Genomic DNA, 22,672 nt, shown 5'->3' with positions numbered 1-22,672 from the left:
CCAGGTGGAAAACCAACGGGATACGAGGAGGCCGCGATGGCGGATGACAGGCCGGAAAAGATTCTCGCGGCGCTCGGCGGCGCGGACAACGTCATCGAGATCGAGGGCTGCATCACGCGGCTGCGGTGCGAGATCGAGGACATGTCCGCCGTGGACGAAGCGGCGCTCAAGGCCGCCGGCGCGATGGGCGTCGTGAAGATGGGCTCGGCGGTCCAGGTCATCGTCGGCCCGGAGGCGGACACCATCGCCAGCGACATCGAGGACTTGATGTGAGCCTGCCGATCCTGAGCCCGGTCGCGGGCGAGGTCGTCGCGATCACCGAGGTGCCCGACCCGGTGTTCGCCGAGGCGATGGTGGGCCCGGGCATCGCGGTCCGGCCGTCCGGCGGCCGCGCCGACGCGGTCGCCCCGGTCGACGGGACCGTGGTGACGCTGCACCCCCACGCGTACGTCGTGGCCACCGAGGACGGCCGCGCGGTGCTCGTGCACCTCGGCATCGACACGGTCAAGGAAAAGGGCGAGGGGTTCACCCTGCACGTCGTCAAGGGCGAGACGGTGCGGGCCGGCCAGCCGATCGTCGGCTGGGACCCCGAGGCGGTGGCCGCCAAGGGCTACTCGCCGATCGTCCCGGTCGTCGGCCTCGACGCGTCCGCCGACGTGCTCGCCGGCCTCGAAGGCGGGCGCACGGTCGCCGCCGGCGACGAGCTGTTCACCTGGAACGATTGATCCGACCGCCCTTTGTGGACAGAGCTTGTCCGCAAAGGGCGGTTCCGGTCAGGCCGTGACAACGTCCCCGTTCTCGACCTTCACGGCCACTTTGGACAGCGGCTGGCTCGCCGGTCCCTTCTTGACCTCGCCGGTCAGCGCGTCGAACACCGAACCGTGGCACGGGCAGGTCGCCTGACCGTTCTGCGGCGGGTTCACCGTGCAGCCCTGGTGCGTGCAGACGGCGCTGAAACAGGCGACCGTCCCGGCCGACGGCTGTGCCACGAGCACGTCCTGCCCGTCCGGAGTCTTCGCGGATTTCGCTTGTCCCACCGGCACTTCCGCCAGTGCGAGCACTTTCCCGCCCGCCTTCGGCGCGGCCTTTCCGGACCCGCTGTCGCCGCTCCCGCACGCGGTGAGCGCGACGGCAGCGGTACTTGCGACGGCAGCTCCGGAGACGAGAACGGAACGGCGGGAGTGAAGTTCGGCAGTCATGCCCAGTGCAACGAACCGGGACGGCTCCAGGTGCCGGTGAACCGCCGCGGTCGCCCATGCGTGTAGTCGATATCCGGCAGCACGCACGGAAGGAGACGGCATGGGGACCACCTGGCTGCGAGTGCTGGGCGCGGCGGGCTTGGCGGGCTCGGCGGCGATCCATTTCTATCTGTACTGGGGCAGCGGCTACGCGGACATCCCGGTCGTCGGGCCGCTCTTTGTGGTGAACGGCATCGCCGGCGTGCTGATCGCGGTCGCCTTGCTCGCCTGGCGGCACTGGCTGCCCGCGTTCCTGACGCTGGGCTTCGGCGGCGTGACGCTGCTGGCCTACCTCCTGTCGGTGACGGTGGGCTTCTACGGTGTGCACGACCAGTTCAACAGCCAGTACGAATACTGGGGCGTGATCACCGAAGCGGTCTGCGTGGTCTGCGGCCTGGTGCTGCTGGTGCGGGCGATCCGCGCGCGAACGGCTCAGAACGCGTAGCGGCGCACCTTCTCCGGGTGGATGACGACCCGGACCTGGTCGAGGTCCTGCAGCAGTTTCAGCCCGGCTTCGGCATCCGGGGTGCTGAGATCCCAGTACCGGGCGGCGAGCCTGCGGGCGAGGTCGTGCCCGCCGTCGGTCTCGATCGTGACGCGCCCGGCGACGGACACCCAGCGTTCCCGTTCCCCGACCGGCGCGGCGACGACGATCGACGCGCGCGGGTCCTCGCGCAGCTGGCGGATCTTGGCCGAGTCCGGGGACGTGAACAGCTGGATCGTGCCGTCGTCGGCGGCCTCGAACCACACCGGCCGGGGCTGCGGCGGCCGCGGTCCGGCGGCGACGGTCAGGAAGCCGTGCAGGGGACGGCGGAGGAACTCGAGATCGTGGTCGGTGAGAGTGCTCATGACTGGGATTCAACCGGGTGTCTTCGGACGATCCCATGGGTAATACGCCGGATTTCCTGTCCATTCGTCTAATCTCGGGGGAGTGGACGCGTTCAGCGATTTGATCCGCGGGGTCCGGGCACAGGGCTCGTTGTTCGGCTGCACGGCCCTTTCGGCGCCGTGGTCGTTGCGCTTCGTGGACAGTGCCCCGCTGACCCTGTGCACGCTGTTGAGCGGCGAGGGCTGGGTCGTTCCGGAAGATCACCCGCCGGAGCTGTTGCGGGCCCGCGAGACCATCCTCGTCCGCGGCCCGTTTTCCTTCGTGGACAGTCTCGACACCTCCGCCACCCCGGTCGACTGCGGCGAGTTCTGCGCGACTCCCGATCAGGGCGGCACTCAGCATCGCCTGGGCTGGAACGATCCCTTTCACGGCGAAACCAACCTGATCGTCGGCGCGTACCCGGTGCGGAGCCGCGGCCGGATGTCCGCTCTGCTGGATGCGCTGCCGGTGGTCGTCCGGCCGCCTTCCTCGGCCGCGGAAGACCCGGTGCTGGATCATCTGGCGGCCGAACTGGCCGTCGACGCGCCGGGCCAGCAAGTCGTCCTGGACCGTCTGCTGGACTGGATGCTGGTCTGCCTCCTGCGCGACTGGTTCGACCGTCCAGGCGGAACGCCGCCGCCGTGGTGGGCGGCCCAGCGGGACCCGGTGGTGGGCGCGGCGCTCCGCTTGCTGCACGCGGATCCGGCGGCGCCGTGGACGGTCGTCACCCTGGCCGCCCGGACCCGAGTTTCCCGGTCCACCTTGGCCAAACGCTTCGCGGACCTGGTGGGGGAGCCGCCGATGACGTACCTGACCCGATGGCGGATGACTCTGGCCGCGGACCTCCTGACGGAACAGCCGTCGATGTCGATCGCGGAGGTGGCGCGTGCGGTGGGGTACTCGGACGCGTTCGGGTTCAGCTCGGCGTTCAAACGGCTGCGCGGCGTCAACCCGACCGGATACCGGCGGGCTTCCCTTGCCGGGGACGGGGTTTTGGCTTCTTCTCGCGGCTGAAGCGCCTCCGTCGAGTGAACCTTCCGGCGTGTCGCGCACGAGGGGTCCCCTCGCGCCCTGATTTGTTTGCCCTGGTCCAGGCGGTGGCGACAGGCTGGTCGCATGGTCCTGACAGCAGTGCTCGCAGCCGGGGCGGTGGTCCCCGTGCTGCTGGTGATGACGAAGAAAGCCGGTGCCCCGGTCTCCGCCGTGCTCGGCATGACAACCGCCGTCGCGGCAGTCGCGGTGGCTGCGGCGCGTGCCGACTCTGGCGCGCTCCCGGCTTGGTGGCTGCCCGTGGCGTGGCTGGTTTCGGTGCTCGGCGTGCCCCTCGCGCTGGCCGATGTCCGGCACCGCCGCCTCCCGGACGTCCTCACCCTGCCCGCTTACCCCGTGGTCGCCCTGACGCTTGCTCTCGCCGCCCTCAGCGGCGGGGGATGGCGGTTGGCGGCCGGTGCGGCCTTGGGATGCCTGCTGTTCGGCGGGACGCACCTGATCGTCCATCGCTTGTCCGCGGGCGGGCTCGGCCCCGGGGACGTGAAGCTGGCCGGGTCTTTCGGCGCTGTGCTGGGCGCGGTCGGCGGACTGGCCCCGGCGGTGGCCGCGGTCCTGGCGGCGATGGTGAGCGCGGCGGCCATGGTGCCGATGTGGCTGATGCGCCGGATCCGGCAAGCACGCGGATCGCGGACTTCTGCCCGCCTACCGGCCACCGAGACCGGCGCGCTGTCCCTCCGGTCCGAGAGCCGGGAAGAACTTCCGAATGCCATTCCGGCCGATGGTGCCCGCGTGCCCGCGCCAACCGGTACCGATCCTTCGCCGACGGTCGCTGCCACCGTGCCGCACACCGGCCCTGTGCACTCCCGGATCCGGGCCGGACCTCTCCGCGTGCCCTACGGCCCCGGCCTGGTTCTGGCCACCTGGGCGTGCGCGGTGTTCCCAGCCGCTGGAACGGGCATCGCCTGAGGCCAGGGGCTCTGCCAGGCGCTCGGACCGGCCGTGACAGGATTGTCCGGTGCTGCGCTGGATCACCGCTGGAGAATCGCACGGACCCGCCCTCGCCGCTGTGCTCGAGGGGCTGCCTGCCGGGGTGGAGGTGACGACCTCGGACCTGTCCGCGCAGCTCGCGCGGCGCCGGCTCGGGTTCGGCCGCAGCCCGCGGATGGGCTTCGAGACCGACCAGGTCCAGTTCCTCGGCGGGGTCCGGCACGGGGTCACCCAGGGCGGCCCGATCGCCGTCCAGATCGAGAACGCCGAGTGGCCCAAGTGGGAGAAGGTCATGGCGGCCGACCCGGTCGACGAGGCCGAGCTTGCCGGGCTCGCCCGCAACGAGCCGCTGACCCGGCCCCGCCCGGGGCACGCCGACCTGCCCGGCATGCAGAAGTACGGCTTCGACGAGGCCCGTCCCGTCCTGGAGCGCGCCAGCGCCCGCGAGACGGCCTCGCGGACCGCGCTCGGCACGGTCGCGCGGAACTTCCTGCGGCAGCTGCTCGGGGCCGAGGTGCTGAGCCACGTCGTCTCCATCGGCGGCGCCGACGCCCCGGACGGCCCGCTGCCGCGGCCGGGCGACCTCGCGGCGATCGACGAGAGCCCGGTGCGCGCGTTCTCGGCCGAGGGGACCGAGGCGATGGTCGCCGAGGTCGACGCGGTGCGGAAGGCCGGCGACACCGTCGGCGGCGTGATCGAGGTGATCGTCTACGGACTGCCGCCGGGCCTCGGCTCGCACGTGCACTGGGACCGCCGGCTCGACGCGCGGCTCGCCGGCGCGCTCATGGGCGTGCAGGCGATGAAGGGCGTCGAGGTCGGCGACGGCTTCACCACCGCCCGCCGCTGGGGCAGCCAGGCGCACGACGAGATCGACCGCGGCACCGGACCGGTCGGCGTCACGCGCCGGTCGAACCGCGCGGGCGGGCTCGAAGGCGGCATCACCAACGGCGAACCGCTGCGGGTGCGCGTCGCGATGAAGCCGATCTCGACCGTGCCCAAGGCACTGTCCACAGTGGACGTCAAGACCGGCGAGCCCGCCGTGGCGATCCACCAGCGCTCCGACGTGTGCGCGGTGCCGCGCGCGGGCGTGGTGCTGGAGTCGGTCGTGGCGCTGGTCGTCGCGGACGCGGCGCTGGAGAAGTTCGGCGGCGACTCGCTCGCCGAGACCCGGCGCAACGCGCAGGCGTACTTGAAGGCGCTCGAGGAGCGCTGGTGAGCCCGCGCGCGGTCGTCGTCGGACCGCCGGGCTCCGGCAAGAGCACGGTCGGCCCGCTGCTGGCCGCCGCGCTCGGCGTGACCTTCCGCGACACCGACGACGACATCGTCGCCCGCGCCGGACGCGCCATCTCGGACATCTTCGCCGACGACGGCGAACCGGCGTTCCGCGCGCTCGAGGAGGAAGCGGTCGCCACCGCACTCGCCGAACACGACGGCGTGCTCTCCCTCGGCGGCGGCGCCCCGCTCAGCCCGGGCACCCGCGCCCGGCTTCAGGACCACACCGTGGTTTTCCTGAACGTCGGGCTCGCCGCCGGAGTGCAGCGCACCGGGATGTCCAGCGCCCGCCCGCTGCTCGCCGGGATCAACCCGCGCGCCACCTTCAAAGCCCTGCTCGATCAGCGGCTGCCGGTGTACCGCGAGGTGGCGACCGTCGAGATCGAGACCGACAAGCTGACGCCGGAAGAGGTCGTCGCGGCCGCCGTCGCCGCCCTCGAACCCGACCGGGTCCGCGAACAGTGACCCGCCACCGGCCCGGCACCGGCCAGCACGGCTCCGTCCGGCTGGCTGCTCCGAACCATGTTCGGTCTGTCGCGCCGGGCTGGCGGGCCGCCAAGTCCGGCGGGAGCCAGCAGCCCGTCCGCACCCGCGTCGGCCGCGAGCAGCCGATGCCACTGAGCCACCGCCCAGCCCAGGACCACGCAGCCCAGGACCGCCGGGTCCGGGAGCAGTGAGGAGAACCGTGTCCGCCACCCCGCCCGTCCGGATCCGGGTCGCCACCGCGCAGCCGTACGACGTGCTCGTGGGGCGCGGCCTGCTCGGCGAACTCACCGAGCAGCTCGCCGACGCGTCGAAGGTCGCGCTGATCCACCCGCCGACGCTCACCGCCACCGCCGAGGCCGTACGCGACGAGCTGGCCGCGGCCGGTCTCGACGCGCACCGCGTCGAAATTCCTGACGCAGAGGACGGCAAGGCCTTCTCCGTCGCCAGTTTCTGCTGGGAGGTCCTCGGCCGGATCGGGCTGGACCGGCGCGGCGTGGTCGTCGCGCTCGGCGGCGGGGCGGTCACGGACCTCGCCGGGTTCGTCGCGGGCACCTGGATGCGCGGCGTCCGGCTGGTGAACGTGCCGACGACGCTGCTCGGCATGGTCGACGCGGCGGTCGGCGGGAAGACCGGGATCAACACCGAGGCGGGCAAGAACCTCGTCGGCGTCTTCCACGAGCCCTCGGCCGTCCTGGTCGATCTCGCGACGCTGGAATCCTTGCCGCGCAACGAACTCGTCGCCGGGATGGCCGAGATCGTCAAGACCGGGTTCATCGCCGACCCGCGGATCCTCGAGCTGATCGAGGCCGACCCGGAGCGAGCGCTCGACCCGACCGGCGACGTGCTCGCCGAGCTGGTCCGCCGCTCGATCCAGGTGAAGGCCGACGTCGTCGCGGCCGACCTGCGCGAGTCCGACCTGCGCGAAATCCTCAACTACGGCCACACCCTCGGCCACGCCATCGAACGCCGCGAGCGCTACCGCTGGCGGCACGGCGCGGCGGTCAGCGTCGGCCTGGTGTTCGCGGCGGAACTGGCCCGGCTGGCCGGACGCCTCGACGACGCCACCGCCGACCGGCACGCCTCCGTGCTCAAGCTGATCGGCCTGCCTACCACCTACGCCCCGGACGCGCTGCCCCAGCTGCTGGAAACCATGAAGGGCGACAAGAAAACCCGCTCCGGCGTACTGCGGTTCGTCGTCCTCGACGGGCTCGGCAAACCCGGCCGCCTGGAAGGCCCCGACCCGTCGCTGCTCGCCGCCGCGTACTCGGCGATCGCGGCCGAGGCCCCGGAAAACGGCGGGAGCGTGCTGCTGTGAAGGCGTTCGTGTTCAACGGCCCCAATCTCGGCCGCCTGGGCAAGCGCGAGCCGGACGTCTACGGCTCCACCACACACGACGATCTCGCGCAGCTGTGCGTCACGACCGGCCAGGAGCTCGGTCTCGACGTCGAGGTCCGGCAGACCGACCACGAAGGCGAACTGGTCGGCTGGCTGCACGAAGCCGCCGACGCGGGCGCGCCGGTCGTACTGAACGCCGGCGCGTGGACGCACTACTCGATCGCCGTCCGCGACGCCGCCGCCCAGCTCACCGCGCCGCTGATCGAGCTGCACATCAGCAACGTGCACAAGCGCGAGGAATTCCGGCACCACAGCGTGCTGTCCGACATCGCGACCGGCGTGATCGTCGGCCTCGGAGTGGACGGGTACGGCCTCGCGTTGCGCTGGATCGCCGCGCACTCGTCCTGACCTCCCGGTGGCGAACGCGGGGCGGTTGCAGCTGGATTGCGCCGCATTGTTCTGAGTTGGCGGCCGACAGCGGGCGGCGGGCAGATGCGGTGGGGCACTCTTTCTGGTCTCGCGACCGGCGTCAGCGTCGATCTCGGCGTCGGCGGCGCATTCGTCTTGACCTCCCGGTAGGGGCGCGGGGCGGTTGCAGCTGAACCGTGGTCTGGTGTTGTGGCCGGGTGCGCTGGATCGCGCCGCATTCGTCTCGAGCTGGCGGCCGGACAGCGGGCGGCGGGCAAATGCGGGACCGCACGCCTTCTGGGATCCCGACCGCCGGTCTCGACGTCGGCGGTTGCGGCGTTGCGCTGGATCACCGCGCATCCATTCCGGCCTGGCAGCCGCGAAGCACCCGACCCAGCCGCAGATCCGCTACCGCAGCGGGCTTTCCCGCGCGAAAAGCAAGCCCTCGGTAAACCCGCCGTCTGACCGGCGGATGCACGATGTGGTTCACCCATCCGGTGCCGCTGTCGCTACACTCGGCGATCATGCACCCGTTCCGTCGTGGGGGTCGGCGACCCGTGCGTCAGCTGCTCTCGCTGCTGATCGCCGGTTCCCTCGTTTCCGGGTGCAGCCAGACTTCCGCCCAGCCGCAAGCCGAGGGCACCGGGCACGGCGGCATCGCCGGGGGAGCGCCGCAATCCTCTCAGGATCCGCCTCGGGCGGCGGATGTCGCGCTCGCCGCGGGGGCCGCCCGGCAGAGCGGCGGGGTGGTGGCGGCCGGGGCGGCGGACGCGTCCTACAACTACGGCCCCACCGTGATGGTCGAGAACGGCCGCACCCGGATGTGGTGGTGCAGCCAGTACAGCAGCGCCCCGCCGCCGGGCGACGACATTCTCTACGCCGAAGGTCCCTCCGCCGACGGACCCTTCACCGGACCGGGTGGCGGCGCGCCCGTGGCGGTCCTGTCCGGCGCGCCCGGCAACTTCGACGGCATGCACACCTGCGACCCGTCGGTGCTGCGCGTCGGCGGCACGTACTTCATGTACTACACCGGCGCGGCGGGCGACCACGCGCTCGGCAACGCGATCGGCATGGCCACCAGCCCGGACGGCATCCACTGGACCCGGTCGAACGGCGGCAAACCGATTCTCGGCGCGTCCCACGACGTCCACCGCGCCAACGTCTACGGCGCCGGCCAGCCCTCCGTAGTGTTCCTCGACGGCTGGTACTACCTCATGTTCACCGACACCACCGGCCGCGCGGCGGGCTGGAACGGGGCGGGCCAGTTCGTGATCCGGGCGCACGACCCGGCGTTCCGCGAAGGCGTGGAAGCGTTGGGGGAGAAGGGTTTCGAGCCCACCGCGACGACCGACGCGCCGCGGACCCGGTCGGTGGTCGACGCGTTCAGCGTGGACCTGGAGTGGGTCGGCGCGCTCGACGCCTTCGCCATCGCGCACGAAACCGCGGACGGCACGACGATCACGTTCTGGGACCGCGATTTCACGATGCAGCCGTACAAACCGGTCGTCATCCCGGGCGCGTGGAAGGAAGGCCCCGGCCTCGTCCGCCGTCCGGACGGGCACGCGCCGACGTCGGTCAGCGATCCGTGCGACCTGGTGTCGCTGGACGTCGTGCGCGCCACCGAGATCGGCCCGGCGGGCGCGCCGACCGGGCTGAAGCACTTCGGGCTCGACGTGAAAGGCGCGGGCGGCTGCTCGACCCCGTCTCGCAGCACCGCGACCTTCGACGGCGTCGCGATGCCGTCCCCGGACCGCATGATCGACCTTTACCGCCGCGGCGAGCGCATCCGGATCGACCGGCGTTCAGTCGCCGCCGTGCTCGCCGCGGAGCTGGTCGACCGGCCGCTGCCGCAGGTGCCGGACATGCCGGTGACAACCCGCCTGCGTTCGGGAGCGACCATCGTGCACGCGTACGGCCGCGGCTACGGCATGGTGCTCGACGGGCAGCTTTACGGCTTGCCGGACACGACGATCGTGGCGCTCAACGGTTCCGGGGTGCAGGAGATCGACCCGCGACAGTGGGACGCCGCCGCGCGCGGTTTGCCGCTGGGCGGCTGACCGGCGAAGGCTTCGGAGCGGTCCGCGGGGCCGGGCTCGGCGGGAGTTCGAGCTCGCCGGAACGGCTGCCGGTGCCGTCTTCGTCCTCGTCGTCCGGCTCCGGCCCGGAGGAATCCTCGTCGTCTTCCGCCGCCGGACGCCGCATCCGCCCGCCGACGAACAGCCCCAGCCCGGCGGGCACCAGCACGAGCAGCGCGGAGAACGCCGCTCCGCCGGTAAGTGCGGCGCCCAGCTCGGAAACCCCGGTCTGGTCGACGAAAATGGCCCGCCCGATCACGTACAGGATGCCCGAGCACACGCCCGCGACCAGGGAAGCGATGAACCACGCGCGCCCCCTGTCGCGCAGGTCGCGCCAGCCGTCGATCGCGCTCCACAGCGCCGCCAGGCCGACCAGTACGGCGATGGTGAGCGACGTGAACAGCGTCTGGCCGGTCGGGTGGAACACGGACCACTTGGCGAGCAGCGTCATCGCGGCGGCGTGCACGACCGCCATGACCAGCCCGCGCGTCAACCAGGCACCCAGCATGGACGGAGTGTAGGCGCGCCGAAGTTAACCGCCAGTAGGCCGTCCCGTCCGCCGTGCTCGAACCGTGCCGGAACCGCGCTGGAACAGCGTCGGAACGACGGCCGGAAGCCGCTGGTTAAGCTGGTCGGGTGCCGGAAATCCACGCTCGCCGCCGTGCCGCGCTCGCCGCTCTGCTCCACGAGAACGGGGTCGACGCGCTGCTGGTCACCGATCTGCTCAACATCCGCTACCTGACCGGGTTCACCGGGTCGAACGCCGCGCTGCTGCTGCACGCGGGCGGCGACGCGAAGACCCTGTTCTGCACCGACGGGCGCTACACGACCCAGTCGGAGTCGGAGGTGCCCGACCTGGAGCGCGTGCTCGACCGGGCCAGCGCCCGCGCGCTCGCGGCGCACGCGGCCGACCGGCTCGCGGACTACGGCCGGACCGGGTTCGAGAGCCAGCACGTGAGCGTCGAGGAGCACGAGCACCTCAAGGTGCGCTTCGACCGGGTCGAGCTGGTCCGCACGCCGGGGCTGATCGAGCAGCTGCGGATGGTCAAGGACGAGGTCGAGATCGCCGCCTTGCGCGCCGCGTGCGCCGCCGCCGACCGCGCGCTGGCCGCGCTGCTCGAGGCCGGGGGAGTGCGGCCGGGCCGCACCGAGCTGGAAGTGGCCCGCGACCTGGAGAACCGGATGCTGGAGCACGGTTCGTCCGGGATCTCGTTCGAGTCCATCGTCGCCGCCGGGCCGAACTCGGCGATCCCGCACCACCGCCCGACCGGGGCCGAACTGCGCCGCGGCGACTTCGTGAAATTCGACTTCGGCGCGACGGTCGACGGCTACCACTCGGACATGACCCGCATGGTCGTCCTCGGCGAACCCGCGGACTGGCAGCGCGAGCTCTACGGCCTCGTGCACCGCGCGCAGGCGGCGGGAACCGAGGCCGTCCGCCCCGGCGCCGTGGTGTCCGAAGTGGACGCCGCCGCGCGCTCGGTGATCGCCGACGCCGGGTACGGAGAGCAGTTCGCGCACGGTCTCGGCCACGGCGTCGGGCTGGAGGTGCATGAGGCACCGAGTCTCGCCGCGGCGGGCGTCGGTACACTGTCCGCCGGTATGGCGGTCACCGTCGAGCCCGGCGTGTACCTCGCGGGGCGCGGTGGCGTGCGCATCGAGGACACGCTCGTCGTGCGGGACTCCGGACCCGAACTCCTCACCCTGAGCACCAAGGACCTCGTGGCCGTATGACGGCCGCGGCCGAAGAGATCGAACACAGGAGACCTGAAGACTCGTGGCCACCACCAACGACCTGAAGAACGGACTCGTCCTCAACCTGGACGGCCAGCTGTGGAGCGTCACCGCGTTCCAGCACGTCAAGCCGGGCAAGGGCGGCGCCTTCGTGCGCACCACGCTCAAGCACGTGCTGACCGGGAAGGTCGTCGACAAGACCTTCAACGCGGGCACGAAGGTCGAGACGGCCACGGTGGACCGCCGGAACATGACGTACCTGTACAAGGACGGCGCGGACTTCGTCTTCATGGACGGCGACACCTACGACCAGATCACCGTGCCCGCCGAGACCGTCGGCGACAACGCGAACTACATGCTCGAGAACACCGAGGTCCAGGTCGCGGTGCACGAGAACGAGCCGCTGTACGTCGAGCTGCCGACTTCGGTCGAGCTGGTCATCCAGCACACCGACCCGGGCCTGCAGGGCGACCGCTCCACCGGCGGCACCAAGCCGGCGACGCTCGAGACCGGCGCGGAGATCCAGGTCCCGCTGTTCCTCTCGACCGGCGAGAAGATCAAGGTCGACACCCGCGACGGCCGTTACCTCGGCCGCGTCTCCAGCTGATGGCGGACAAGCTTCCCCCGCACCCGAACCGCGGCGGCGCGATCAGCAGGCGGCAGGCCCGCCGGCGCGCGGTCGAGATGCTGTACGAGGCCGCCCAGCGGTCCGCCGACCCGGTCACGCTGCTGGCCGACCGGGTCGGCGCGGTCGAGGTCGACCCGATCGCGGACTACACGATCACCGTCGTCGAGGGCGTCACGGCCCAGCGCGAGCGGATCGACGAACTGCTGGCGGAACACTCGCAGGGTTGGACCCTCGAGCGGATGCCGCCGGTCGACTTGGCTGTCCTGCGCGTCGGCGTGTACGAGATGCTGTGGTCGGCGGACGTTCCCGACGCGGTCGCGATCGACGAAGCGGTCGGTCTCGCGAAGGAACTTTCGACAGACGACTCGCCCCGGTTCATCAACGGCGTGCTCGGCCGCATCGGCACGATCGCCGACCGGCTGCGCGCGGTCCTGTAGCGCTGGCGGCCCGGTAGCCGGAGGTAACCCGGCCGGGGGAAGCGGCCACCTGAATGGCCGCTGCCTGATCGGGTCACGGCAGGGGCAGGGCGGTCGGGCGCGAGGGGCGTCCGGGAGAAAATTGATCACCGAGCGGAATCAGAACCGGTCGGCGGGCACCATTCGAGCCGGGCGCACCCGCGCGGTTTCGCGGCGATCCGGTGAGTCGGCAGCGGTGGTTTCCCGGACTCGCTGCGGTGAGTGAGCAGTCCGCCGGTGCGACGGGAGAACCGCGACCAGCCGGGAAATCCCGGTGCCGTACGGCGGGAATCGCGGCTTGAGGCGGGGAAACCGGGGCGCGGCAACGCTTTTCAGCGATACGGGGAAAGCGGTGCGGACGGCGCTCGAAGCCGAACTGCGCACCAGCTCAGGGAATCCGCTCGGAAACCGCAGGTCGGGGAAGCGGCCGGAGCGCGAAGAGTCCCGGCGGCCCGGCCTGGAGCGGAAAATGCGCCGGAACGGATTCGTTCCCGGCGCGGCACACGCGGGAATCGCGGCGAGCGATCCGCGATTCGCCACAGGGGGAAAATGCAGGTCAGCGGACGCGGGCACCCTGGATCGAGCGAGGCCCGGCCGGACGCGGCGGCAGGATTTCAGCCGGAACCGCACCCGAAGCGCGGCGGGCGTTCCCGGTTCCCCGGGCGCGGGAAGCCCGCCGCGTCGTGCACGGCCGCTGCCGCCATCAGTGCTCAGTCCTCTTTGGACGGGCGGGCTTCCGGCGGGAGGACGCCCCAGTCGATGAGCTGCTCGGTCAGCTCGCCGGGGGTCATGTCGTAGATGATGGCGAGCGAGCGCAGGTCCTCGGTGCGGATGGAGAGCACCTTGCCGTTGTAGTCGCCGCGCTGGCTCTGGATCGTGGCCGCGTACCGGGCGAGCGGGCCGACCTTCTCCGCGGGCAGCTGCTGGAGCCGCTCCAGGTTGATGACGATCTTCGTGGCGGGTTCGGCTCCCGAGGGGACCCGGCCCTCCGGCAGCAGTTCGACCACCGGCACGCCGTAGAAGTCCGCCAGCTCGGCCAGCTTCTGGACGGTGACCGCCCGGTCGCCGCGCTCGTACGAGCCGACCACGACGGCCTTCCAGCGTCCGCCGGACTTCTGCTCGACCCCGTGCAGGGACAGGCCTTGCTGCTGGCGGATCCCGCGGAGCTTGGCCCCGAGCGCCTTGGCGTAATCGCCCATCTGGTGGTTCTCCGTTTCATCGCCCCTGTCCGGCCGGGAGGACCGGAGCCGGGGACTCCTCGAGTCGAATACTCAGAGTAATGGTTACGCATAGTTGTCACCAGGTCAAGCAGAAGGTCGGTCCGCGCAGGTGGCGGCCGTGCGCGTACCACCCGGAAGACTGATTGACCGGTCCTGCTACTGTCGGTGCGGTTTCCGGCAGCAGCCGGTTGCCGACGTCCTTTAAGGACCCGTCCAGAGAGGCGGGGAAGGAGGTCCGCCTTGTCGTCACGTCCGCGTGGCGCGGCGGAGCCGGCGGGAGAGCGCGAGCTGCTGTCCGCCGGTGATGTCGCGCGCACGATCGCGAGGATGGCCCACCAGGTCATCGAGAAGACCGCTCTCGGAGCCGGTCCGCCGGAGCAGTACCCGGTGCTGCTCGGCATCCCCACGCGCGGCACCCCGCTGGCCGCGCGCCTCGCCGAGAAGATCGGCGAATTCGCCGGGGTCGCGCCGCCGCACGGCGCCCTCGACGTCACCCTCTACCGCGACGATCTCCGCCGCCGTCCGCCGCGCGCCCTCGAGCAGACGCAGCTGCCGCCGGACGGGATCGACAACCGCGTCGTCATCCTCGTCGACGACGTCCTGTTCTCCGGCCGCACCATCCGCGCCGCCCTCGACGCGCTGCGCGACCACGGCCGCCCGCGTGCCGTCCAGCTCGCCGTGCTCGTCGACCGCGGCCACCGCGAGCTGCCGATCCGCGCCGACTACGTCGGCAAGAACGTGCCCACCGCGCGCGCCGAAGGCGTCTCCGTCCTGCTGTCCGAAACCGACGGCCGGGACGCGGTGCTGCTGCGCGCACCGGAAGGAGAAACCCGGTGAAGCACCTGCTCGCCACCGACGGGCTCGACGCGGACACCGCGACCGCCGTGCTCGACACCGCCGACGAGCTGAAGCACACGCTGCTCGGCCGCGAGGTCAAGAAGCTGCCGACGCTGCGCGGCCGCACCGTGATCACGCTGTTCTACGAAAACTCGACGCGCACCCGGGTGTCCTTCGAGATCGCCGGGAAGTGGATGAGCGCGGACGTGATCAACGTCTCGGCGTCCAGTTCCTCGGTGAACAAGGGCGAGTCCCTGCGGGACACCGCGCTCACGCTGGCCGCCGCGGGCGCCGACTGCGTGATCATCCGGCACCCCGCCTCGGGGGCCGCGCACCGGCTGTCCGGCTGGCTCGCCGGGCCGGGCACCGCGGTGGTCAACGCGGGCGACGGCATGCACGAACACCCCACGCAGGCGTTGCTGGACGCGGCGACGTTGCGCGAACGCCTCGGTTCCCTGAAGGACCGGCGGATCGCGATCGTCGGCGACGTCCTGCACAGCCGGGTCGCGCGGTCCAACATCCACCTGCTCAGCACCCTCGGCGCGGAGGTGGTGCTCGTCGCGCCGCCGACGCTGCTGCCGGTCGGCGTGGAGAAGCTGCCGGTCACGGTGTCGCACGACCTCGACGCCGAGCTGCCCGCGGTGGACGCGGTGATGATGCTGCGCGTCCAGGCCGAACGGATGCACGGGGGCTTCTTCCCGTCCGCGCGCGAATATTCGATCTCCTACGGGCTGTCCGAGCGCCGCCAAGCGCTGCTGCCGGACCACGCCGTCGTGCTGCACCCCGGCCCGATGCTGCGCGGCATGGAGATCGCTTCCGCGGTCGCGGATTCCCCGTCCTCGGCCATTACCGAACAGGTCCGCAACGGCGTGCACGTGCGCATGGCGGTCCTCTACCACCTCCTGGCCAGTGAAGGAGCTGCCGCGTGAGCATCGTGATCAAGGGTGCCCGCCCGTACGGAGAGGGCGAGCCGGTGGACGTTCTGGTCACCGACGGCGTGATCGCCGCGATCGGCGAGGTACGCGTTCCCGAGGGCGCCGAAGTGCTCGACGCGAAGGGCCAGGTCCTGCTGCCCGGGTTCGTCGACCTGCACACGCACCTGCGCGAGCCGGGGCGCGAAGACACCGAGACCATCGACACCGGGTCCGCCGCGGCCGCGCTGGGCGGCTACACCGCCGTGTTCGCCATGGCCAACACCGATCCGGTCGCGGACAACGCGCTCGTCACCGACCACGTGTGGCGGCGCGGACAGGAGGTCGGCCTGGTCGACGTCCACCCGGTCGGCGCGGTCACCGTCGGGCTCAAGGGCGAGAAGCTCGCCGAACTGGGCACGATGGCCAAGGGCACCGCGGCGGTCCGGGTCTTCTCCGACGACGGCGTGTGCGTCGCGGACCCGCTGCTGATGCGCCGTGCGCTGGAGTACTCGACGGCGCTCGACGCGGTGATCGCCCAGCACGCCGAGGAACCGCGGCTCACCGTCGGCGCGCAGGCGCACGAGGGCGAGCAGGCGTCGCGGCTGGGCTACGCGGGCTGGCCGGCGTCGGCGGAGGAGTCGATCGTCGCGCGCGACTGCCTGCTGGCGCTGCACGCGAACGCGCGGCTGCACGTCTGCCACGTCTCCACCGCGGGCACGGTCGACGTCCTGCGCTGGGCGAAGGAGCGCGGCACGAAGGTGTCGGCCGAGGTCACGCCGCACCACCTGCTGCTGACCGACGACCGGCTGGAGACCTACGACCCGGTCAACAAGGTCAACCCGCCGCTGCGCACCGGCGGCGACGCGGAGAAGCTGCGCGCCGCGCTGGCCGAGGGCGTCGTGGACTGCGTCGCCACCGACCACGCGCCGCACGCCGTGCAGGACAAGGACACCGAATGGGCCGCGGCCCGGCCCGGCATGCTCGGCCTGCAGACCGCGCTGTCGGTGGTCGTCGAGACGATGGTCAAGACCGGGCTGCTCGACTGGCGCGGCGTAGCCCGCGTGATGAGCGAGCGGCCGGCGGAGGTCGGGAACCTGGCCGGGCACGGCCGTCCGATCGAGGCGGGCGAACCGGCGAACCTGACGCTGGTCGACCCGGACGCCGAATGGACCGTGCGCGGGGCCGAACTGGCCAGCATCGCGGCCAACACCCCGTACGAGGGAATGCGGTTGCCCGGCGTGGTGACGGCGACCCTGCTGCGCGGGCGGATCACCGCACGCGAGGGGAAGATCTGCTGATGGAGCGGTTGCTGCTGACGCTGGGGATCGCCGCGTTCTTCCTGCTGTGCCTGTGGGGCATGTGGGTCGGCTGGCGGCGCAAGGCGCGCTCGCAGAGCGCCCGGATCGCCCCGTTCCCGGAGATCCCGGCCGAGCCCGGCGAGTTCCAGCTCGAATCGACCGGCGTGTACGTGGGCACCACGACCGCGGGCAACTGGCAGGACCGCGTCGTCACCCGGGGCGCGGGCCCGCGCTCCGGCGCGGTCTGGCGGCTGCACCCGGACGGGGTGGCCGTCGAACGCGGCGGGCTGCCGGACTTCTGGATCCCGCGCGCCTCGATCACCGGGATCCGCCGCGACTCCCGGCTCGCCGGGAAAGTCACCGGCACCGACGTGCTGCTGGTGATCACCTGGCGGCTCGGCGACGTCGAGCTGGACACCGGGTTCCGCGGCGACGAACTAGACGATTATCCACAGTGGATCGAAGAACTCTCCGATCACGACATCAAGGGAGGTGCCCAGTGAGCACCGGCACTCGCGGCCCCGCCGCCCTGGTTCTCGAAGACGGCCGGGTGTTCCGCGGCGCGGCGTACGGCGCGCGCGGGCGGACCCTCGGCGAGGCGGTGTTCTGCACCGGCATGACGGGGTACCAGGAAACGCTGACGGATCCGTCGTACCACCGGCAGATCGTGGTGCAGACCGCGCCGCAGATCGGCAACACCGGCTGGAACGACGAGGACGACGAATCGTCCCGGATCTGGGTTTCCGGTTACGTGGTGCGGGATCCCGCCCGCACGCCGTCGAGCTGGCGGGCCAAGCGCACGCTGGACGAGGAACTGGTGCGCCAGGGCGTGGTCGGGATTTCCGAAGTGGACACCCGGACCTTGACCCGGCATCTGCGCGAGCAGGGCGCGATGCGCGCCGGGGTGTTCTCCGGCGACGCGCTGGGCAGCGACGAGCAGATGGTCGCGGAGGTGCTGGCGAGCCCGCAGATGAAGGGCGCGGACCTCGCGGGCGAGGTTTCCACGGAGCGGCCGTACGTGGTTGCGGCGCAAAGGGAACGGCGGTTCCGCGTTGCGGCTCTGGACTTGGGGATCAAGTCGAACACGCCGCGGTTGATGACGCAGCGGGGCATCGAGGTGCACGTGCTGCCGTCGAACACCAGCGCGGAGGAGCTGCTGGCGCTGGAGCCGGACGGGGTGTTCCTGTCCAACGGTCCCGGCGACCCGGCGACGACGGCGCACGCGACGGCGTTGACGAAAACGGTTCTGGAGCAGCGGATTCCGCTGTTCGGGATTTGTTTCGGCAACCAGATCCTCGGCCGGGCCCTGGGTCTCGGGACGTACAAGATGCGCTACGGGCACCGGGGGATCAACATCCCGGTGATCGACGTGGCGACCGGACGGGTCGCGATCACCGCGCAGAACCACGGTTTCGCTCTCGAAGGCGAGCCGGGCCAGCGGTTCGATTCCCCTTACGGGGCCGCGCAAATCAGCCATTACTGCCCGAACGACGACACCGTCGAGGGCGTGCGCGCCTTCGAGGTCCCGGCGTTTTCCGTGCAGTACCACCCCGAAGCGGCAGCGGGTCCGCACGACGCCGCGCCGCTGTTCGACGAGTTCGTTGAGTTGATGGAGTCCCGCGTGAGCCACACTGGCGGAGCCCAGCTCGCGGGGGGCGACTGGGTGCGGGTATCCCGCAAGACACAGGAGAAGAAGGCCTGATGCCGAAGAGGACGGACATCCAGCACGTGCTGGTGATCGGCTCCGGGCCGATCGTGATCGGGCAGGCGGCCGAGTTCGACTACTCGGGCACGCAGGCCTGCCGGGTGCTGCGGGCCGAGGGCCTGCGCGTGAGCCTGGTGAACTCGAATCCGGCGACGATCATGACGGATCCGGAGTTCGCGGACGCGACCTACATCGAGCCGGTGACGCCGGACTTCGTGGAGAAGGTCATCGCGGCCGAGCGCCCCGACGCGCTGCTGGCGACGCTGGGCGGGCAGACCGCGCTGAACTGCGCGGTGGCGCTGCACGAGCGCGGCGTGCTCGAGAAGTACGGCGTGGAGCTGATCGGCGCGGACATCGACGCGATCCAGCGCGGCGAGGACCGGCAGAAGTTCAAGGACATCGTCCGCACCGTCGGCGCGGACGTGCCGCGGTCGCGGGTCTGCCACGACATGGACGAGGTCCGCGCGACGGTCGCGGAGCTGGGCCTGCCGGTGGTGATCCGGCCGTCGTTCACCATGGGCGGCCTGGGCTCGGGCATGGCGCACACCCCGGAGGACCTGGAGCGGCTGGCCTCGACCGGGCTGACCGAATCCCCGGTGACCGAGGTGCTGATCGAGGAGAGCGTGCTCGGCTGGAAGGAGTACGAGCTCGAGCTGATGCGCGACAAGCACGACAACGTGGTGGTCGTGTGCTCGATCGAGAACGTGGACGCGATGGGCGTGCACACCGGCGACTCGGTGACGGTCGCGCCGACGATGACCCTGACCGACCGCGAGTACCAGGTGATGCGCGATGTCGGCATCGCGGTGCTGCGCGAGGTTGGCGTCGACACCGGCGGCTGCAACATCCAGTTCGCGTTCAACCCGGTCGACGGCCGGATGGTCGTGATCGAGATGAACCCGCGCGTGTCCCGCTCCAGTGCCCTGGCGTCGAAGGCGACCGGTTTCCCGATCGCGAAGATCGCGGCGAAGCTGGCGATCGGCTACACGCTGGACGAGATCCGCAACGACATCACCGGCGAGACCCCGGCGTCGTTCGAGCCGGCGCTGGACTACGTCGTGGTGAAGATGCCGCGGTTCGCGTTCGAGAAGTTCCCGGGCGCGGACCCGACGCTGACCACGACGATGAAGTCGGTGGGCGAGGCGATGTCGTTCGGCCGCAGTTTCCCCGAGGCGCTGGGGAAGGCGATGCGGTCGATCGAGACGAAGGCGACCGGGTTCTGGACCCGGCCCGACCCCGAGGGCGCGACGCTGGAGTCCACTTTGGACGACCTGCGCACGCCGCACGAGGGACGGCTCTACGAGGTCGAGCGCGCGCTGCGGCTCGGCGCGACCGTCGAGCAGGTGCACGAGGCGTCGGGGATCGATCCGTGGTTCATCGACCAGATCGCGCTGATCGGCGAGGTCGGGGCCGAGGTCCGCGACGCGCCGGTGCTGGACGGCGACCTGCTGCGGCGGGCGAAGCGCACCGGCCTGTCGGACCGGCAGATCGCGGCCCTGCGCCCCGAACTCGCGGGCGAGGACGGCGTGCGGGCGCTGCGGCACCGGCTGGGGGTGCGGCCGGTGTTCAAGACGGTCGACACCTGCGCGGCGGAGTTCGCGGCGAAGACCCCGTACCACTACTCGGCCTACGAGACCGACCCCGCCGCGACGTCGGAGGTCGCGGTCCAGAGCGACAAGCCGAAGGTGCTGATCCTCGGGTCCGGGCCGAACCGGATCGGGCAGGGCATCGAGTTCGACTACTCGTGCGTGCACGCGGCGATCGCGTTGCGCGAGGCCGGGTTCGAGGCCGTGATGGTCAACTGCAACCCGGAAACCGTGTCGACGGACTACGACACCAGCGACCGGCTGTACTTCGAGCCGCTGTCGTTCGAGGACGTGCTGGAGGTCGTGCACGCCGAGCAGCGGTCCGGCACCGTCGCCGGGGTCATCGTGCAGCTGGGCGGCCAGACCCCGCTCGGGCTCGCGCAGCGCCTCGCCGACGCCGGGGTGCCGGTGGTCGGGACGCCGCCGGAGGCGATCGACCTGGCCGAGGACCGCGGCTCGTTCGGCGAGGTGCTGACCGAGGCCGGGCTGCCCGCGCCGAAGTACGGGACGGCGACCTCGTTCGAGGGCGCGAAGCGGATCGCCGACGAGATCGGCTACCCGGTCCTGGTCCGTCCCTCCTACGTGCTGGGCGGGCGCGGCATGGAGATCGTCTACGACGAGGAGTCCCTCGCCGGCTACATCCGCCGCGCCACCGAGGTCACCCCCGAGCACCCGGTGCTGGTGGACCGGTTCCTCGACGACGCCATCGAGATCGACGTCGACGCCCTGTTCGACGGCGAGGACCTCTACCTCGGCGGCGTCATGGAGCACATCGAGGAAGCCGGCATCCACTCCGGCGACTCCTCGTGCGCCCTGCCGCCGATCACCCTCGGCGCGCAGGACCTCGACGCGGTCCGCCGCTCCACCGAGGCCATCGCGCGCGGCGTCGGCGTCCGCGGCCTGCTGAACGTGCAGTACGCGCTCAAGGACGACGTGCTCTACGTCCTGGAAGCGAACCCGCGCGCCTCCCGCACGGTCCCGTTCGTCTCCAAGGCCACCGCGGTCCCGCTGGCGAAGGCCGCCGCGCTGGTGATGACCGGTTCGACGATCAAGGACCTGCGTGCTTCCGGGGTGCTGCCCGCCGAGGGCGACGGCGGCCGGATGCCCGCCGACTCCCCGGTCGCGGTCAAGGAAGCGGTCCTGCCGTTCCACCGGTTCCGCACGCCGGAAGGACACGGCGTCGACTCCCTGCTCGGCCCGGAAATGAAATCCACCGGCGAAGTCATGGGCGTCGACACCTCGTTCGGGAAAGCGTTCGCGAAATCGCAGAGCGGCGCCTACGGATCCCTTCCCACCTCGGGCCGGGTATTCGTCTCCGTCGCCAACCGCGACAAGCGTTCGCTGGTCTTCCCGGTGAAGCGGCTGGCCGACCTCGGCTTCGAGATCCTGGCCACCTCGGGCACCGCGGAAGTGTTGCGGCGCAACGGAGTCGCGTGTTCGGTGGTGCGCAAGCACTCCGAACCGGACCCGGGCACCGGCGAGCCGAACATCGTCGACGTGATCCTCGCCGGCGACGTCAACATGGTGATCAACACGCCGTACGGAAACAGCGGACCGCGTGTGGACGGTTACGAAATCCGTACTGCCGCGGTGTCGCGCGACATTCCGTGCATCACCACGGTGCAGGGCGCCGCGGCGGCCGTGCACGGGATTGAAGCGCTTATCCGCGGCGACATCGGCGTGCGCAGCCTTCAGGACCTCCAGGCGGCTTTGAAGGCGACGTCGTGACCGCACGGTTCGGGGCGCGGCTGGCCGAAGCGGTGGCCGCGCGCGGGTCGCTCTGCGCCGGGATCGACCCGCATCCGGGTCTGATCGAGGCGTGGGGCCTTCCGCTCGACGCGAGCGGGCTCGAACGCTTCGCGCTCAGCGCCGCGGAGGCGCTGGGCGAGGTGGCGGCGATCGTGAAGCCGCAGTCGGCGTTCTTCGAGGCGTTCGGGCCCGCCGGGGTGGCGGTGCTCGAACGCGTCGTGGACGTCGCTCACGACGCCGGAGCGCTCGTCTTGCTGGACGTCAAGCGCGGCGACATCGGTTCGACGATGGCGGCCTATACGGCGGCGTACGTGGCCGAGAAGGCGGCTTTCACCGCCGACGCGGCCACGGTGTCGCCGTACCTCGGCTTCGGCGCGCTCGACGCGGCGGTCGCGGCGGCGCGCGAAGCGGGCAACGGGCTCTTCGTGCTCGCGCGCACGTCCAACCCGGAGGCGGACGCGTTGCAGCGCGCGCGGCTCGAAGACGGCCGTACGGTCGCTCAGAGCGTCGTAGACGCTGCTGCGGACCACAACGCAGGTGCTGAGCCCTACGGCGACGTCGGCGTGGTCGTAGGGGCCACTGTGGCTCCTGGGGAAGTCGACCTGAGCCGGCTCAACGGACCGGTCCTCGCGCCCGGTTTCGGGGCGCAGGGGGCAACCGAGGCGGATTTGCGGGCAGTGTTCGGGGAGGGCCTTCCGGGCCTGCTCCCGGCCTCCTCGCGCGACCTGCTGCGCCACGGCCCGGACACCGCGGCGTTACGCCGTGCGGCCCAAGAGGTGAACGGCCGGTTGGCGGGACTGCGCGGAAAAGGCCAATAGCAGGCCCCGGAATCGCGCTCCACCAGCCACCCCCGCATTGTGGCCCCTGCTCAGGGGTGGGTACCGTCG

Annotated in this window: 23 protein-coding genes and 1 pseudogene; 20 read left to right on the top strand and 4 right to left on the bottom strand. The window is 71.4% G+C overall.

All coding sequences use genetic code 11. The features are described from left to right. Positions 1-36: 36 nt before the first annotated feature. Together ATK30_RS05445 and ATK30_RS05440 are read left to right on the top strand one after the other, a co-directional pair. Complete coding sequence (locus tag ATK30_RS05445) at positions 37-273, top strand: glucose PTS transporter subunit EIIB (protein ID WP_101434597.1); 237 nt, start codon at positions 37-39, stop codon at positions 271-273. Continuing rightward, on the top strand, positions 270-725 hold the full coding sequence (locus ATK30_RS05440) for a PTS sugar transporter subunit IIA (protein WP_101434596.1): 456 nt from the start codon (positions 270-272) through the stop codon (positions 723-725). Before ATK30_RS05445 ends, ATK30_RS05440 begins: the two co-directional genes overlap by 4 nt. Positions 726-773: 48 nt before the next feature. Here the strand turns inward: ATK30_RS05440 and ATK30_RS05435 are convergent, their stop codons facing one another. Then, positions 774-1,199, bottom strand: coding sequence for a Rieske (2Fe-2S) protein (locus ATK30_RS05435; RefSeq protein WP_101434595.1), 426 nt, complete (start codon positions 1,197-1,199; stop codon positions 774-776). A gap of 100 nt (positions 1,200-1,299) precedes the next feature. Between ATK30_RS05435 and ATK30_RS05430 the strand changes: the two genes are divergently transcribed. Further along, entirely contained in the window at positions 1,300-1,683 is a 384-nt protein-coding gene (locus tag ATK30_RS05430; protein WP_101434594.1) for a hypothetical protein, read from the top strand. Here the strand turns inward: ATK30_RS05430 and ATK30_RS05425 are convergent. Beyond that, complete coding sequence (locus ATK30_RS05425) at positions 1,671-2,087, bottom strand: pyridoxamine 5'-phosphate oxidase family protein (protein WP_101434593.1); 417 nt, start codon at positions 2,085-2,087, stop codon at positions 1,671-1,673. The genes ATK30_RS05430 and ATK30_RS05425 overlap by 13 nt on opposite strands. Positions 2,088-2,169: 82 nt before the next feature. Here ATK30_RS05425 and ATK30_RS05420 point away from each other — a divergent pair, with 82 nt between their 5' ends. The 7 genes from ATK30_RS05420 (at position 2,170) to ATK30_RS05390 (ending at position 9,641) form a co-directional block, all read left to right on the top strand. Further along, a complete protein-coding gene (locus ATK30_RS05420) occupies positions 2,170-3,120 on the top strand; it encodes an AraC family transcriptional regulator (RefSeq protein WP_101434592.1) in 951 nt (316 codons plus the stop codon). A gap of 102 nt (positions 3,121-3,222) precedes the next feature. Continuing rightward, positions 3,223-4,062, top strand: a complete 840-nt coding sequence (locus ATK30_RS05415; RefSeq protein ID WP_101434591.1) for a prepilin peptidase — start codon at positions 3,223-3,225, stop codon at positions 4,060-4,062. Positions 4,063-4,111: 49 nt separating this feature from the next. After that, entirely contained in the window at positions 4,112-5,299 is a 1,188-nt protein-coding gene (aroC, locus tag ATK30_RS05410) for a chorismate synthase (protein WP_101434590.1), read from the top strand. Then, a complete protein-coding gene (locus ATK30_RS05405; protein WP_208637281.1) occupies positions 5,296-5,820 on the top strand; it encodes a shikimate kinase in 525 nt (174 codons plus the stop codon). Before aroC ends, ATK30_RS05405 begins: the two co-directional genes overlap by 4 nt. Positions 5,821-6,040: 220 nt before the next feature. Continuing rightward, a complete protein-coding gene (gene aroB / locus ATK30_RS05400; RefSeq protein WP_101434589.1) occupies positions 6,041-7,156 on the top strand; it encodes a 3-dehydroquinate synthase in 1,116 nt (371 codons plus the stop codon). Further along, entirely contained in the window at positions 7,153-7,584 is a 432-nt protein-coding gene (gene aroQ, locus ATK30_RS05395; RefSeq protein ID WP_101434588.1) for a type II 3-dehydroquinate dehydratase, read from the top strand. The genes aroB and aroQ overlap by 4 nt, the downstream gene beginning before the upstream one ends. Positions 7,585-8,150: 566 nt before the next feature. Beyond that, a complete protein-coding gene (locus tag ATK30_RS05390) occupies positions 8,151-9,641 on the top strand; it encodes a glycoside hydrolase family protein (RefSeq protein ID WP_167442123.1) in 1,491 nt (496 codons plus the stop codon). Here ATK30_RS05390 and ATK30_RS05385 read toward each other — a convergent pair. After that, positions 9,565-10,167, bottom strand: a complete 603-nt coding sequence (locus ATK30_RS05385) for a B-4DMT family transporter (protein ID WP_101434587.1) — start codon at positions 10,165-10,167, stop codon at positions 9,565-9,567. The two genes, ATK30_RS05390 and ATK30_RS05385, sit on opposite strands and share 77 nt — an antisense overlap. 128 nt (positions 10,168-10,295) lie before the next feature. Here ATK30_RS05385 and ATK30_RS05380 point away from each other — a divergent pair, with 128 nt between their 5' ends. Genes ATK30_RS05380 through nusB form a run of 3 tightly spaced genes read left to right on the top strand, consistent with a single transcriptional unit; the run spans position 10,296 to position 12,458 of the window. Then, positions 10,296-11,393: a M24 family metallopeptidase gene (locus ATK30_RS05380; RefSeq protein WP_101434586.1), complete on the top strand. Its 1,098-nt coding sequence runs from the start codon at positions 10,296-10,298 to the stop codon at positions 11,391-11,393. Positions 11,394-11,436: 43 nt separating this feature from the next. Then, positions 11,437-12,000: an elongation factor P gene (efp, locus tag ATK30_RS05375; RefSeq protein ID WP_009075786.1), complete on the top strand. Its 564-nt coding sequence runs from the start codon at positions 11,437-11,439 to the stop codon at positions 11,998-12,000. Then, a complete protein-coding gene (nusB, locus tag ATK30_RS05370) occupies positions 12,000-12,458 on the top strand; it encodes a transcription antitermination factor NusB (RefSeq protein WP_101434585.1) in 459 nt (152 codons plus the stop codon). Before efp ends, nusB begins: the two co-directional genes overlap by 1 nt. 728 nt (positions 12,459-13,186) lie before the next feature. Here nusB and bldD read toward each other — a convergent pair. Continuing rightward, positions 13,187-13,675, bottom strand: coding sequence for a transcriptional regulator BldD (gene bldD, locus ATK30_RS05360; RefSeq protein ID WP_003096372.1), 489 nt, complete (start codon positions 13,673-13,675; stop codon positions 13,187-13,189). Between the two features lie 261 nt (positions 13,676-13,936). Here bldD and pyrR point away from each other — a divergent pair, with 261 nt between their 5' ends. The 7 genes and pseudogenes from pyrR to pyrF all read left to right on the top strand — a co-directional run bounded on the left by pyrR (position 13,937) and on the right by pyrF (position 22,603). Next, the gene (gene pyrR / locus ATK30_RS05355; RefSeq protein ID WP_101434583.1) at positions 13,937-14,533 is read left to right on the top strand and encodes a bifunctional pyr operon transcriptional regulator/uracil phosphoribosyltransferase PyrR; all 597 of its coding nucleotides are present in this window, start codon (positions 13,937-13,939) and stop codon (positions 14,531-14,533) included. Then, a complete protein-coding gene (locus ATK30_RS05350) occupies positions 14,530-15,462 on the top strand; it encodes an aspartate carbamoyltransferase catalytic subunit (RefSeq protein ID WP_037818941.1) in 933 nt (310 codons plus the stop codon). Before pyrR ends, ATK30_RS05350 begins: the two co-directional genes overlap by 4 nt. Beyond that, positions 15,459-16,745: a dihydroorotase gene (locus ATK30_RS05345; RefSeq protein ID WP_101434582.1), complete on the top strand. Its 1,287-nt coding sequence runs from the start codon at positions 15,459-15,461 to the stop codon at positions 16,743-16,745. Before ATK30_RS05350 ends, ATK30_RS05345 begins: the two co-directional genes overlap by 4 nt. Further along, entirely contained in the window at positions 16,745-17,248 is a 504-nt protein-coding gene (locus tag ATK30_RS05340) for a PH-like domain-containing protein (RefSeq protein ID WP_101434581.1), read from the top strand. The genes ATK30_RS05345 and ATK30_RS05340 overlap by 1 nt, the downstream gene beginning before the upstream one ends. Further along, positions 17,245-18,366: pseudogene (gene carA, locus ATK30_RS05335) on the top strand (glutamine-hydrolyzing carbamoyl-phosphate synthase small subunit); the annotation flags it as partial. The gene ATK30_RS05340 and the pseudogene carA, both read left to right, overlap by 4 nt. Positions 18,367-18,446: 80 nt before the next feature. Continuing rightward, a complete protein-coding gene (gene carB, locus ATK30_RS05330) occupies positions 18,447-21,764 on the top strand; it encodes a carbamoyl-phosphate synthase large subunit (protein ID WP_101434580.1) in 3,318 nt (1,105 codons plus the stop codon). After that, positions 21,761-22,603 carry an orotidine-5'-phosphate decarboxylase gene (gene pyrF, locus ATK30_RS05325; RefSeq protein ID WP_101434579.1) on the top strand — a complete coding sequence of 281 codons (843 nt, stop codon included), beginning with the start codon at positions 21,761-21,763 and terminating at the stop codon, positions 22,601-22,603. The genes carB and pyrF overlap by 4 nt, the downstream gene beginning before the upstream one ends. The last annotated feature ends 69 nt before the right edge of the window (positions 22,604-22,672 follow it).

The sequence above is a fragment of the Amycolatopsis echigonensis genome (assembly GCF_002846615.1).
Taxonomy (GTDB): domain Bacteria; phylum Actinomycetota; class Actinomycetes; order Mycobacteriales; family Pseudonocardiaceae; genus Amycolatopsis; species Amycolatopsis echigonensis.
The sequence above is the reverse complement of the archived record's forward strand: the minus strand, read 5'-3'. Positions and strand labels throughout refer to the sequence as shown.

What these genes read in the sequence shown, in the direction of transcription:
- ATK30_RS05445 (WP_101434597.1), top strand. Translation starts at nt 37, where the DNA reads ATGGCGGATGACAGGCCGGAAAAGATTCTCGCGGCGCTCGGCGGCGCG.
- ATK30_RS05435 (WP_101434595.1), bottom strand. Translation starts at nt 1,199, where the DNA reads ATGACTGCCGAACTTCACTCCCGCCGTTCCGTTCTCGTCTCCGGAGCT.
- ATK30_RS05430 (WP_101434594.1), top strand. Translation starts at nt 1,300, where the DNA reads ATGGGGACCACCTGGCTGCGAGTGCTGGGCGCGGCGGGCTTGGCGGGC.
- ATK30_RS05425 (WP_101434593.1), bottom strand. Translation starts at nt 2,087, where the DNA reads ATGAGCACTCTCACCGACCACGATCTCGAGTTCCTCCGCCGTCCCCTG.
- ATK30_RS05415 (WP_101434591.1), top strand. Translation starts at nt 3,223, where the DNA reads ATGGTCCTGACAGCAGTGCTCGCAGCCGGGGCGGTGGTCCCCGTGCTG.
- ATK30_RS05385 (WP_101434587.1), bottom strand. Translation starts at nt 10,167, where the DNA reads ATGCTGGGTGCCTGGTTGACGCGCGGGCTGGTCATGGCGGTCGTGCAC.
- nusB (WP_101434585.1), top strand. Translation starts at nt 12,000, where the DNA reads ATGGCGGACAAGCTTCCCCCGCACCCGAACCGCGGCGGCGCGATCAGC.
- bldD (WP_003096372.1), bottom strand. Translation starts at nt 13,675, where the DNA reads ATGGGCGATTACGCCAAGGCGCTCGGGGCCAAGCTCCGCGGGATCCGC.
- ATK30_RS05340 (WP_101434581.1), top strand. Translation starts at nt 16,745, where the DNA reads ATGGAGCGGTTGCTGCTGACGCTGGGGATCGCCGCGTTCTTCCTGCTG.
- carB (WP_101434580.1), top strand. Translation starts at nt 18,447, where the DNA reads ATGCCGAAGAGGACGGACATCCAGCACGTGCTGGTGATCGGCTCCGGG.